The organism is Ruegeria sp. O5 (assembly GCF_056535105.1).
On sequence record NZ_JBQERN010000001.1, the window covers coordinates 22,557 to 35,483 of the forward strand.

At 57.3% G+C, this 12,927-nt stretch carries 11 protein-coding genes; 5 read left to right on the forward strand and 6 right to left on the reverse strand.

From position 1 onward, the window contains the following. Positions 1-2 precede the first annotated feature (2 nt). Positions 3-1,013 carry a nicotinate-nucleotide--dimethylbenzimidazole phosphoribosyltransferase gene (gene cobT / locus ACR0M3_RS00115; RefSeq protein ID WP_480505547.1) on the forward strand — a complete coding sequence of 337 codons (1,011 nt, stop codon included), beginning with the start codon at positions 3-5 and terminating at the stop codon, positions 1,011-1,013. 30 nt (positions 1,014-1,043) lie between these two features. Here cobT and ACR0M3_RS00120 read toward each other — a convergent pair whose 3' ends face one another. Together ACR0M3_RS00120 and ACR0M3_RS00125 are read right to left on the reverse strand one after the other, a co-directional pair. Next, positions 1,044-2,924: a monovalent cation:proton antiporter-2 (CPA2) family protein gene (locus ACR0M3_RS00120; protein ID WP_480909113.1), complete on the reverse strand. Its 1,881-nt coding sequence runs from the start codon at positions 2,922-2,924 to the stop codon at positions 1,044-1,046. Positions 2,925-2,943: 19 nt separating this feature from the next. Continuing rightward, positions 2,944-3,399 carry an Lrp/AsnC family transcriptional regulator gene (locus ACR0M3_RS00125; RefSeq protein ID WP_209504202.1) on the reverse strand — a complete coding sequence of 152 codons (456 nt, stop codon included), beginning with the start codon at positions 3,397-3,399 and terminating at the stop codon, positions 2,944-2,946. 146 nt (positions 3,400-3,545) lie between these two features. Between ACR0M3_RS00125 and hppD the strand changes: the two genes are divergently transcribed. Beyond that, positions 3,546-4,643, forward strand: a complete 1,098-nt coding sequence (gene hppD, locus ACR0M3_RS00130) for a 4-hydroxyphenylpyruvate dioxygenase (RefSeq protein ID WP_480909116.1) — start codon at positions 3,546-3,548, stop codon at positions 4,641-4,643. An 87-nt stretch (positions 4,644-4,730) separates the two neighbouring features. Here hppD and ACR0M3_RS00135 read toward each other — a convergent pair whose 3' ends face one another. Next, positions 4,731-6,683 carry a hypothetical protein gene (locus ACR0M3_RS00135; RefSeq protein ID WP_480909119.1) on the reverse strand — a complete coding sequence of 651 codons (1,953 nt, stop codon included), beginning with the start codon at positions 6,681-6,683 and terminating at the stop codon, positions 4,731-4,733. Between the two features lie 155 nt (positions 6,684-6,838). Between ACR0M3_RS00135 and ACR0M3_RS00140 the strand changes: the two genes are divergently transcribed. Further along, entirely contained in the window at positions 6,839-7,543 is a 705-nt protein-coding gene (locus ACR0M3_RS00140; protein WP_480492689.1) for an SIMPL domain-containing protein, read from the forward strand. Positions 7,544-7,545: 2 nt separating this feature from the next. Here the strand turns inward: ACR0M3_RS00140 and ACR0M3_RS00145 are convergent, their stop codons facing one another. The 3 genes from ACR0M3_RS00145 to ACR0M3_RS00155 all read right to left on the reverse strand — a co-directional run bounded on the left by ACR0M3_RS00145 (position 7,546) and on the right by ACR0M3_RS00155 (position 10,619). After that, positions 7,546-8,256, reverse strand: coding sequence for a GNAT family N-acetyltransferase (locus ACR0M3_RS00145; protein WP_480909122.1), 711 nt, complete (start codon positions 8,254-8,256; stop codon positions 7,546-7,548). A 2-nt stretch (positions 8,257-8,258) separates the two neighbouring features. Continuing rightward, entirely contained in the window at positions 8,259-9,551 is a 1,293-nt protein-coding gene (locus tag ACR0M3_RS00150) for an O-acetylhomoserine aminocarboxypropyltransferase/cysteine synthase family protein (protein WP_480553261.1), read from the reverse strand. A gap of 72 nt (positions 9,552-9,623) precedes the next feature. Continuing rightward, positions 9,624-10,619, reverse strand: coding sequence for a hypothetical protein (locus ACR0M3_RS00155; RefSeq protein ID WP_480909125.1), 996 nt, complete (start codon positions 10,617-10,619; stop codon positions 9,624-9,626). Between the two features lie 144 nt (positions 10,620-10,763). Here ACR0M3_RS00155 and ACR0M3_RS00160 point away from each other — a divergent pair, with 144 nt between their 5' ends. Beyond that, positions 10,764-11,396 carry a cupin domain-containing protein gene (locus ACR0M3_RS00160; protein ID WP_480909128.1) on the forward strand — a complete coding sequence of 211 codons (633 nt, stop codon included), beginning with the start codon at positions 10,764-10,766 and terminating at the stop codon, positions 11,394-11,396. A 159-nt stretch (positions 11,397-11,555) separates the two neighbouring features. Next, positions 11,556-12,890, forward strand: coding sequence for an NAD(P)-dependent oxidoreductase (locus tag ACR0M3_RS00165; RefSeq protein WP_480909131.1), 1,335 nt, complete (start codon positions 11,556-11,558; stop codon positions 12,888-12,890). Positions 12,891-12,927 lie beyond the last annotated feature (37 nt).

The following is a 12,927-nucleotide window of genomic DNA, read 5'->3' on the forward strand; positions in this document are numbered from 1 at the left end:
TCATGCTGCCTGAACTGAATGATTTGAACACGTTCCGTGCTGTCCTGGCGGGGGCTCCGGGCCCGGATGCCGCTGCGGTGCAGGGCGCGGCCGAACGAAATGGACAATTGACCAAACCCCCTGGTGCGCTTGGTCGGCTTGAGGATCTTGCGGTCTGGTATGCAGGATGGCGAGGGGACGCCCGTCCACAAATCAGCGCGCCTCAGGTCATTGTGTTTGCCGGAAATCACGGTGTTAGCGCGCAGGGTGTTTCGGCCTTTCCGCCGGAAGTAACCGTGCAGATGGTGATGAATTTCGAACATGGCGGGGCGGCGATAAATCAGTTGGCAAGGGCGGCAGGCGCGAAGATGGATGTTCACGCGCTGGATCTGGACAAGCCGACCGCGGATTTCACCCAAACCCCCGCCATGACAGAGGATGAGTTGCTGGCCGCGTTGCGCACTGGCTGGCTGGCCGTTGATCCGCAATCCGATCTTTTGGTGGTCGGCGAAATGGGGATTGGCAACACCACCCCGGCTGCGGCTATTGCCTGCGCGCTGTTTGGTGGCGACGCGTCCGATTGGACAGGGCGCGGAACCGGTGTGGATGACGCCGGTCTGGTCAACAAAACCCGTGTCGTGGCCGAGGGCGTCGCGAAACACACGTCGAATGATGGTCTGGACATCCTGCGCTGTCTGGGTGGGCGCGAGATTGCTGCGATGGCGGGTGCAATTGCTGCCGCGCGGGTGTTGCGCATCCCGGTGATCCTGGACGGGTTCATCTGTTCGGCCGCCGCAGCCTGCTTGTGGAAGTTGTCCGATGGCGCGCTGGATCATGCCGTGGCAGGCCACCAAAGCGCCGAAGCGGCCCATGGTGCCGTGCTGGCAAAATTGGGTAAAGAGCCGTTGCTGAGCCTTGGCCTGCGGTTGGGCGAAGGGTCCGGCGGGGCCTTGGCGATCAACATTCTGAAAAGTGCCGTCGCCTGTCATTCCGGCATGGCTACCTTTGCCGAAGCTGGGGTTTCGGACGGCTAAACCCGCACCTGACCCGGGCAAAGGCCTGGGTCAGGCCGATTTCTTGGCGTGCTCTTCAGCCAGTTCCAGCAGCGCGGTTTCCAGATCCTTTTCCAGCGCCTGCGAACGCTCAATGTATTTTTTGTTTTCGGCGGTTGGCAGTCCGGGAACCCAAAGCTCGGCCAGATCACGCAATGACTTCCGGTCGTGGTGGTAAAACGTCTGTTCAGCCTGGGCTGCTTCGTACTCACTCAGCCCGATATTCTCCAGAACATAGCGACCTGCACGCAGCGAGCTGTCGAACATTTCCCGCACGATGTCATTGGCACCCGCCTGATACAACTCGTACACATGGGTCCGGTCGCGGGCGCGGGCGATGATGTGCAGGTCAGGGCGCTGCCGTCTGGCATAGCTGACTAGTCGCGTGACTTGCTTGTGATCATCCATAACGGCGACAAGAACGGATGCTTTGTCCAATCCCGCCGCGCGCAACAGTTCCGGCCGAGTGGGATCACCCAGAAAGCCTTTGACACCAAATCGGCGCATCAGCTGAATGGTTTCAATATTGTGGTCCAAAACGACTGTCTTGAAACCGCTGGCCCGTACCAGCCGGTTGACGATCTGACCAAAGCGACCAATGCCGGCGATGATGACCGGGCCCTTTTCGTCGATCACGTCCGGTTCGGGGGTGGTCGCTGAATCGCCAATCTTCTTTGACAAGGCGTCGTAGACAATGAAAAGAAGAGGTGTGATCAACATCGTCAGAGCAACGATCATCAGCAGCTTTTGCGACAGGTTGGGCGGAATAACATTCTGTTTCGTCGAAAATGCCAGCAGGACAAATCCGAACTCACCAGCCTGCGCTAACCCAAGGGTGAACAACCAGTGATCACGCCCCCGCAGTTTGAAAGCCTTGCCCACTAGATAAAGGATGATCCCCTTGGCAAGTATCACAAGCAGCGCCAGTCCAATCAGGTCCAGCGGGTCGTTGAAGAAATAACCAAAGTCTATTCCGGCCCCGACCGTGATGAAAAACAGCCCCAGAAACAACCCTTTGAACGGTTCAAGGTCACTTTCCATTTCATGTCTGAATTCAGAACTGGCCAAAACAACGCCTGCCAGGAACGCGCCCAGGGCAGGTGACAGGCCGACCAGTGTCATCAGAAACGAAATGCCCACGACAATCATCAGTGCCAGTGCGGTGTACATCTCGCGCAGACGGGTTGCGTGGATGAAGCGAAACAACGGTCTTGTCAGGTAGACACCGGCCAGAATGACAAACACCACCACGCCGATTGTGACAAGGGTAACGGCCCAGCCTGGTAGCCCTTCGACCAGTGACAGACTATGATCGCCTGCGCCATGTGATCCTCCAGCCCCCCGGTCAATCGATCCATCTGCTTGGAAACGTGGCATGGCGGGCAGCGCCAGCAGTGGCAACAAAGCCAGAATTGGGATCACCGCGATGTCCTGCGTCAACAGAACCGAAAATGTCGCGCGGCCGCCGTTTGTCTGCATCAGGCCTTTTTCTGACAGGGTTTGAAGAACGATCGCGGTCGATGAAAGCGAAAGGGTCAACCCCACCGCCAGGGCAACCGACCAGGGATGGTTGGCGTACATGGCCACGGCAGCAATAGCGACTGTTGACAGCAACACCTGCAATCCGCCCAGACCCAATAACTTGTCGCGCATGTCCCACAGGGCGCGTGGCTCCAGTTCCAGACCAATGAGAAACAGCATCATCACCACGCCAAATTCGGCCACATGCTGAAGATTTTCGGTTTCCGCTCCTACAAGGCCCAGTGCGGGTCCGATAATGATCCCGGCGGCAAGATAACCCAGCACGGATCCCAACCCCAGTCTGGCAGACAGGGGAACGGCAATGACTGCCGCTGCCAGATAGATTGAAGCCTGATATAGAAAGTCGTCCATGTGTGTCCTCGGAACCTTTTCAGGTGGGAAGGGGGGCGTCGCGTTTAAGTTGATCCATTACGATCTGGCTTTGTACTCTTGCAACGGCAGGATGCGGCAGGATCACATGATGTAGCAAGCTGTTGAGGGCGGACAGGTCGTCACAGTAGATGTGCAGCAGATAGTCGGCCTCGCCTGTCATTGTCCATGCACTGGTAATCTCGGGTCGGGTGTCGACCATGCGGGCAAAGCTTGCGGATTGCTCGGGGCCATGGGTGCCCAGATGCACCTGAACGAACCCCTGCACCTGTAAGCCCAGTTTCAGCGGGTCCAGCCGGGCAGCATATCCGGTGATGTACCCTTCGACTTCAAGCCGCTGTCGGCGGCGACCCGCTTGACTGGGCGACAGGTTCAGCATTTCACCCAGTTGTTGCGCCGTCAGATGTGCATCTTTTTGCAGCGCGGAAAGCAGTCGCTTGTCGGTTGCATCCAGCATGTGCGGAAAAATCCTGATTTTATTAACTGATATGCGCATTTTGCGCGTCATCTTGCAGTTTATACAAAAACAATGCGCAGAAACAGCGTCAGAAAAGTCGTATTTTTGATTCAGCAAAGAAATTCCTGTTTTCCTAGGAGACGCCCATGGGTCCTTTCCCGCACAATGCCCCGAAATCTGTGATCAGCGAAGAAAACCCTGCCGGAACAGATGGGTTTGAATTCGTCGAATTCGCTCATCCTGAACCGCAGGAGCTGCGTGATCTGTTCGCAAAGATGGGCTTTGATCTGGTGGCCCGCCACAAGGAAGATCCTGCCGTCGAGCTTTGGCAGCAAGGGGATGTCACATACATTCTGAATGCCAACCCGGACAGTTTTGCAGCTAAATTCGTAGCCGAACATGGGCCCTGCGCGCCTTCGATGGGCTGGCGGGTCGTGGACGCGCAAAAAGCGTACGAGCATGCCGTGTTAAAGGGTGCGGAACCTTACGACGACGCTGACAAAACCATGAATGTGCCTGCGATCAAGGGCATTGGCGGGTCGCTGATCTATTTCATTGATCAGTACTACGACACTTCGCCCTATAATCAGGAATTCGAATGGATCAAGGAATCCAAACCTCGGGGCGAGGGGTTCTTCTATCTCGATCACCTGACGCACAATGTCTACAAGGGCAACATGGACAAGTGGTTCAAGTTCTATGGCGACCTGTTCAACTTCCGCGAAATCCGTTTCTTTGACATTCAGGGAAAATTCACTGGCCTTTACAGCCGCGCGCTGACGTCACCCTGTGGCCGTATCCGCATTCCGATCAACGAGGACCGCGGAGAGACCGGGCAGATCGTGTCTTACCTGAAGAAATACAAAGGTGAAGGCATTCAGCATATCGCGGTCGGTAGCGATGACATCTATGCCTCGACCGATGCCATTGCTGAAAACGGCCTGAAGTTCATGCCGGGTCCGAATGAAGCATACTACGAGATGTCCAGGACCCGCGTGGTCGGTCATGAAGAGCCGCTGGACCGGATGATGAAACACGGCATCCTGATCGACGGTGAAGGTGTCGTTGACGGGGGCGAGACGCGCATTCTGTTGCAGATATTCTCGAAAACGGTGATTGGCCCGATCTTCTTCGAGTTTATTCAGCGCAAGGGTGATGATGGTTTCGGCGAAGGGAACTTCCAGGCGCTGTTTGAATCCATCGAGCGCGAACAGATCGAAAGCGGCGAGATTTCCGCGGCTTGATCCAAATGAACCAATAAGTCGGGGGCGGTTCTGCTGCCTCTGACGTGCCTGTCTACAGGTGATCGGTCACGGCTTTGAGCGCCTATGTCAGCTGCGCGGCATCGCCAGGGTCACGTTGCGACCTTTCTTTTGATAACGCAGTTCACTGTCACTGATAGCAATGACCTTGCCGCCGTCAATACTGTCCCCAACTTTCAGTTTTTTGTAGCGCCCACTGGGAAGCCGGACCAAGGCGCGCCGATTTGCGGGTGTGCCATAAACGCCGATCAGATTTAAGCGACGCAAATTGATCGCGTTATCGAGCGTGGCCTGGCGGGCTACAGATGCGGTTGAGGGAATCTTGGGTGCAACCGATTTCGGCTGAAACGATCCGGCGTCGTCTGAACTCTGGTCCAGCGCGGCCGTTGATCCAAGATTGGAGTTACCAGAAGCAGGTGCCTTTGCCGTGTCCAGACCCGCCGGTCGCAACCTGGGGCGCGGGACGCGGACAACGGCCAATGCGGTTGGCGTCTCGTCGATTTCTGTGCGCGCTTGCAGACTGTCCGGGCGTGCTTTTGGTCGCTTGGTCGAAAGCTCTGCCAGCGACCGCCCCCCCAACTGCCCGCGTTCGAAGCTCTCGACCAGATCTGCGGGGCGAGGTTTGGGGCGAAGGCCGGCCAGTCTTTCGTCGACCTCGTCAAGTACGGGTTCATCTTCGAAACGCACTGGCGTTGCTGGCGGAACCTTCGACGGTCGGCCCTGATAAACGACAATCCCATCCGGGTTCAGCGTCCCTTCCGGCGTGGGCGTTACCAGCCCGCGATCATCCAGATTGAACCGCGCTCCTGCTATGCCATGTTGCACGTCCCGAACAAAGGGTTCGTCAGTATCGAAACTGGAAGCCGGAGGCAGGGCAACCGCATCGCTGGACAGGTCGGATTTGTCAATCGACGTCAGATACAACTCGTCCGGTTCCGGGGCTTCTGGCACGTCCAAAGCGGCCGGAGGCGTTACATTCACACCGGAGGCAGCGCTGATATCCTCATTTGCCTCGGGGTCCTGAGCCACAGATTCAACAGGGGTCGGGGCCACCTTGAGCGCCTCAAGGATTGCCGCGTCGGTAGGCGTGAGTTCCGGTTGTTCTTCGGCTTCGGCGTCAGTAGGTTCTGGTGTTGGGGGCACGTCCCTGTCCAGAGCAGGCTCAGGTGGCAAGTTTTCCGGGGGGGCAATTGCCGCAACTTCGGGCACTATCGGTGGCAGGGCGTCGATATCCGGCGCGGAAACACCTGTCTCGGTTGGAGTTGGGCTCAGTGCGACCTGATCTGTTTCTCTACCGCTGTCCAAGGCCAGCCAAACGCCGAAAGCGCCACCAAGAAGAAGCGCCGCGGCAAATGCCGGGATAGCAAAACGCGGTGCCTGCGCTTTCGTAGTCGCAAACTTATTGTCAGGTGTTTCGGGGGTCAGAAACACGTTTGGTGCCGCTGCGCCTGCAATGGGATGCGCTGGTTTCCCAGCGGATTTTGCCGGTTCGGGCTGGTCTGTGTTTTTTACCGACAGCGGGGGCTCTGTTGGGCGGGTTTTCGATGCGCCCGAACGTTCTGTGAACAATGCCTCTCGGGGGAATGCGTCTGCGTCTTCCTCGGCGCAAAACAAAACCGGTACGAAACCATGGTCCGAGGCAAAGGTACGCGCCTCGCTCAGCGTTTCTTGCGCAACAGCTGCAACATAGGTGGTGCCGCCTTCGGTCTGATAGTCGTAGCTGAGTTCGGACAAAGCGTAAGGCGTTGCGTCGGCAAGTGCGCTTTCAACGCGTTCCACCGTGTCTTGGGGGGGTAAGTCATCGGTTGCAATCTGAAGGTATCGAACTTGTTCGGAAGGCAAAACAAGCTTGCAGCTCAGGTCGTTTTCCAGCGCAAAGGCGTTTTCCCGCAAAACCTGCATCTGACCGGACAGGTCCGGCGAATCCAAAGGAATCGAGCCGATAACGAACCATTCGTCATCCGAGTGATGATACAATGATATTCCGGTCGCAGAAAAAGACAGCGCAAAGGCAGGTTTCATAATCCGCAGGAACCATAATTATCAACGTCGATGCAAACACCTTGGCGTTCGCAGACCGACATTAAAGCAGGAACTTGCCGAGGGAAAGAAAAAGGCAAACTCTCCTCTTGTATGGCAATGCATCGCCGACCCATCTTTAACCCAAGCAAATCGGAGTGATAACATTGAAGACATTCGCTTTTCTGGCCGCAATGATGGCCGCAACGACCGCTGGACTTGCCCATGCGGAAGAACGTCGCATCACCGTTGACGCAACCGGAACCATCGATGTTGCCCCCGATATGGCGACGATCACATTGGGTGTGACAAATGAAAATGCCGAGGCTTCGGCAGCGATGCAGGCCACCTCGGACGCAGTTGCGAAGGTTCTTGCGCGCCTGACCGGGATGGGGATTGAAGACCGCGATATTCAGACCCGCGATCTGTCGCTTTCCCCTGTTTGGTCCGGGCGGCACGGGCAGAATGGGGAAACACCGGAAATTTCGGGGTTCGCAGCCTCGAACCGCGTGTTTGTGCGTGTGCGTGATCTGTCCAAGCTTGGAAGCATCATGGATGCGGTCATTCAGGATGGCGCCAACGATTTTGGTGGATTGAGCTTTGGGGTGCAGGATACCAAACCAATCGAAGCCCAAGCGCGCGCGCAAGCTGTCGGCGAAGCTATGGCCAAGGCCGAGCAGTTGGCGCAGGCCGCGGGTGTAACCCTTGGCGCGGTGCAAACGATTTCGGAACAAACGGGGGGCGTACGCCCGATGCCCGAGATGCGCATGATGAGCATGGCTGACGCAGGGGGTGTTCCTGTGGCAGGTGGCGAGGTTTCGGTGTCTGTCAGCGTCTCGATGGTGTTCGAGATTTCGGAATGAAATCAACCCTTCGCGCGGGCCATCAGCGGTTTTCGTTGTTGGCCCGAAGCGTCGAAATTATCGGGTGACAACCAGGCCTCGAAAGCATCACGGATGCGTGGCCATTCGGTATCTATGATTGAATACCAGGCCGTGTCGCGGTTGCGCCCTTTGTAGTGGGTTGCTTGGCGAAACACGCCTTCGAAGGTGAACCCAAGCCGCTCTGCCGCACTGCGCGACGGACCATTCAGCGCGTCGCATTTCCACTCGTATCGCCGGTAACCCAGTTCATCGAACACGCGCCGCATCATCAGATACATGGCTTCGGTTGATTGCGGCTTGCGCTGAAGCAGGGGTGAAAAGTGGATATGCCCGACCTCAATCGCTCCGGCGGCGGGAGCTATCCTGAGGTAAGAAGCCATGCCCAACGGTACCTCATCACCGTCCAGAACGGTATGGAACATCGGGTCCGCGTCCACGCAGTTGGCGCGCGCCCAGTCTTCGAACTCAGGTTCGCTGTCAAACGGGCCGTAGGGCAGGTAGGTCCAGTTGTGGCCATCCGTGTCCTTGGCAAACGCCCGGAACAGTCCGGGCGCGTGCCTGTTCACATCAAGGGGCACGACAGAACAATACCGGCCCACCATCGGCGTATAGGGTGGTGTCGGGCGTGGAAAGTTACCCGAAACCGGTAAACCGATGGGCTGGCCAAGGTTGTTTGTATCGTGCTGGGTCATGGTCAGGCGGTTGCTTTGGCCAGAGCCTGATCAAGGTCGGCAATCAGATCGTTCACGTCCTCGATCCCGATGGATACGCGCACCACGCCCGGACCTGCGCCCGCGGCTTCCTGCTGTTCCGGGGTCAACTGACGATGTGTGGTCGAAGCCGAATGAATGATCAGCGAACGCGCGTCGCCCAGATTGGCTACGTGGCTGAAAATCTCCAGCGCATTGACCAGTTTGATACAGGCGTCATAGCCACCTTTCACGGCGAATGTGAACAGGGCGCCGGCACCGCGTGGATACTGAGCTTTGACCCGATCCTGATAGGGCGATGACAGCAATCCAGCATAGGTGACGTAGTCCACCCGGTCATCCGCTTCCAGCCAGGCCGCGATTTTTTGCGCGTTTTCAACATGACGCTCCATCCGCAGCGACAGGGTTTCGATCCCCATCAGCGTGTAGTGGGCCGCCTGCGGGTTCATGGTCATGCCCAGATCGCGCAGACCGATGGCGATGCCGTGGAAGGTAAAGGCCAAAGGTCCGAACGTTTCGTGGAACTTCAGTCCATGATAGGCCGGTTCGGGTTGGCTGAGCGAGGGGAACTTGTCATTTGCCGACCAGTCGAACTTGCCCGAATCCACGATGCAACCGCCAGTGACCGTACCGTTGCCGGTCAGGTACTTGGTGGTCGAATGCACGACCAGGGTCGCTCCGTGTTCGATCGGGCGGCACAGATATGGTGTTGCCGAGGTGTTGTCGACAATCAGCGGAATGCCCGCCGCATCGGCCACATCTGCCAGTGCACGGATGTCCGTCACATAGCCGCCGGGATTAGCGATGGACTCGCAGAAAATCGCACGGGTATTTTCATCGATTGCGCCCTTCACCGCGTCCAGATCATCGGTGTCGACAAACTTGGCAGACCACCCAAAGCGTTTGATTGTCTGGCTGAACTGGGTGACCGTGCCGCCGTACAGACGGGTTGAGGCGACCACGTTGCAACCCGGACCCATCAGCGGGAACAGCGCCATGATCTGCGCCGCGTGCCCGGACGAACAGCAAACGGCGCCAACACCGCCCTCAAGTGTAGCCACGCGCTCCTGAAGAACAGCCACAGTTGGGTTGGTCAGGCGCGAATAGATAAAGCCCACCTCTTGCAGGTTGAACAGGGCCGCTGCGTGGTCTGCATCGCGAAACACATAGGCCGTGGTCTGATAAATGGGTGTCTGGCGCGCTCCGGTCGCCGGGTCGGGGCGGGCGCCCGCGTGAATTTGCAACGTGTCGAAACCGTAGGTGGGACCGTCAGACATCTTGAAAATCTCCTGTTGGAATTTGTCTTGCGAAATCTGTAGGCCATTGCCCGCTTGCGCACAACGATCCTGTCAGCGCAGCCAGAGGCCCCTGCTTTTGATCGTGTTGCGGATGGCCTGTTCACGTCGTGGCAGATGATCGCGGTCAAACAGGGCGCGGACTTTTGCGCCTTTACCCTGCAGAACCATCTTTTTCAGCGGCTCATATTGCTTGAGAACCTTCTTGACCTTGTTTGGAGCGACGATGGTTTCCAAAACGTCTATCACATGATCGCTTTCACGGGCGTACAGCAAGGGAAACAGGCGATAGTGGCAACTGACGGATCCATCCAGCAAACCAGAGGGCAAAACATCACGACCACCGCCGAACGAGTGAATGACAAGGGGCAGGGCGGCCTGATCCAGCCAGGGGTCAAGGCTTTGGCCTGTCAACTCCGGAATGTTTTCGTCGCGGATTGTTCTGGCGTAGTCCAGAAAACGCTCACCAAATTTCCGGGGACATTTGTAGAAGAAATAGCCTGCATTGAAATACAGGTACCGCCGCCAGTGGTCATGGGGTTGATCGGTGTCCAGCGAGCTTTCGAAATCCAACCCGAACCGGGCGTAAAGTGCGCGCCAGATACCGTCAAAACCGGGACCATACAGCGTTGGTTTGGGCCATGTCCCTTCAACTTTCAGTGACGCGCTGGGGCGGTCGAAGTCAAAAGGTACAGATGTGATCTCGCCAGTGATCAGCGTGTCGGTGTCAAAGAACACAAAGGGCTCATCTTCCGGCAGGGCCATCAGCGCTTCGATCTTGTTGCCGTAGGGATAGCTTTCACCGAATACATGCGAGTCGAAGGGCAGAATTTCGGCATCCAGTTGTTTCAGGGCATTCAGAACTTCTTCGTCCTGAATGCGGGGATCCTGTTTCCAGCGTGGCCCCGGATTGGGCGTGGCGACAAACAGTTTGCCCTCGAATTGCGGCGAAGAATGGCGCAGTGAAGCCGCAAACAACAGGGCTTCGTATTGCAGGCGGTTGTTTTGACCGACGACCGCGATGTTGAATTTCTGTGACGTTGCCTGCATCTATGCCCGTTTCCCGACAGGTGTTTGACCGTGCACCTTGAAGTTCGGATTACAGCAAGCGGCCCAAGGCGTCAAAAGCGGAAAATTTGAAATTTCATCACGCGATCCCATTTCTTTCAGGGGTCGCAGCAGAAAGGGTTACACATGCGGATCAATGCGGATTTCACAAAACGGGTCGCAGTTCATTTTGACAATAGCGAATGGGTCGCTTCCCCTGCGGCTGGCGTCGAGCGTAAAATGCTGGACCGGATTGGTGATGAGGTGGCCCGCGCAACAACCATTGTCCGCTTTGCGCCCGGCAGCGCTTTTTCTGCCCATACCCATGACGGCGGCGAGGAATATCTGGTACTGGACGGTGTATTTCAGGACGAGACCGGAGATTTTCCCACCGGCACTTATGTTCGCAACCCTCCGACGTCCTCGCACACTCCGTCTGCTGCGGAGGGCGCGACCATTCTGGTCAAGCTGCACCAGTTCGACCGGCAAGACCGAACCGAGGTGCGCCGCTCGATAAATGGCGATTCTGACGTACAACTGTTCAAAGATGATCATGAGGACGTTTTTGTGCGGACATGGGCGGCGGGGGACGTGGTCGAGCTGGATGCGCGCGACGGAATGGAAGTGTTTGTCATAAGCGGCAGTTTCTGTGAATCGGGGGAGGAATTTTCGACATGGGACTGGTTGCGCTTGCCGCCCGGAACGCACTCTCGGGCCGTTGCAGGGCCTGACGGCGCCCGGGTTTGGACCAAGTCCCGCCATCTTGGCGGAATGGTCTGAAAGCTTTTCGGCCCTGAAATTAACCAAAATGCCAATGAATCCGGGTTTTACGGCCCGGATTTTCAATTTTTTGACCATTTGGCAAATTTTACCAATTGATAAAAAATTTATTTGTGGCAAGCTGAGGTCATAACAAACATATCTACAGGGAGTAGAGTGATGGCACAGGGCCAGATGGCACCCGGCATCGTCGCCGGGCGGCTTTCAAGCGATGAGCTGACCTCGAATTTCACCGATCTGCATCCGCCCTTGGCCCCGCATGAGGCCGCAGTTGCAGCAGACCGTTGTTATTTCTGCTATGACGCACCTTGCGTGACAGCGTGTCCGACAGACATCGATATTCCGCTATTCATCCGTCAGATTCAGGCCGGACAGCCGCAGGCAGCCGGGCGAACGATTTTTCAGCAGAACATATTGGGCGGAATGTGCGCCCGTGTCTGTCCGACGGAAACACTGTGCGAAGAGGCCTGTGTTCGTGAGACGGCAGAAGGCAAACCGGTCGAGATCGGACGGCTACAGCGCTTTGCGACGGATGATCTTATGTCCGCGGGCGCGCATCCGTTTGAACGTGCGGCATCAACTGGGAAGACGGTTGCTGTCGTGGGGGCAGGGCCTGCCGGTCTGGCCTGCGCGCATCGTCTTGCCATGCTGGGTCATGACGTGGTGATCCACGAAGGCAAGCCCAAACCGGGCGGTCTGAACGAATACGGGATTGCCGCCTATAAATCGACCAACAATTTTGCGCAGGCCGAGGTCGACTGGCTGTTGAAAATCGGTGGTATCACGGTTGAAATCGGGTCGGTTCTGGGTGAAGGCATCTCGCTGGATGGTCTGGTCGAAAACTACGACGCGGTGTTCCTGTCCATCGGACTTGCCGGGGTGAATGCCCTGCGCGCGGATGGTGTTGACAAGGACGGCGTGCGGGATGCCGTCAATTTTATCTCGGACGTGCGGCAGGCTGGTGATCTTGCACAGCTTCCTGTCGGGCGGAACGTCGTCGTGATTGGCGGAGGCATGACTGCCGTGGACGCAGCGGTAAAGTCCAAATTGTTAGGTGCCGAGAATGTCACCATTGCCTATCGCCGGGGCCGCGACGCCATGGGTGCCAGCCGGTACGAGCAGGATCTGGCAGCCTCGCACGGGGTTCAGATCTTGACCAACGTGCAGCCGGTGGCGGTACACGGCAATGGGACTGCCGCCGAGATAGAACTGGAGTATACCTCAAGCCAGAACGGCCAACTCACCGGAACCGGTGAGACGGTCCGGCTGCGGGCAGACCAGGTTCTCAAAGCCATCGGTCAGACGCTGGAAGGTGCGCCGCAAGGGCTGAAGCTGGACGGCAACAAGATTGCTGTCAGCGGTGCGGGACGCACTTCTGTGGCCGGTGTCTGGGCAGGCGGAGATTGCGCGGCGGGGGGCGAAGACCTGACCGTTACGGCTGTTGCCGAAGGCCGGGATGCAGCGATGGACATCCACGCGACGCTGGTTTCGTGATAGGATGGGGTATTCACCCCATTCCTTTCGCTGCTGA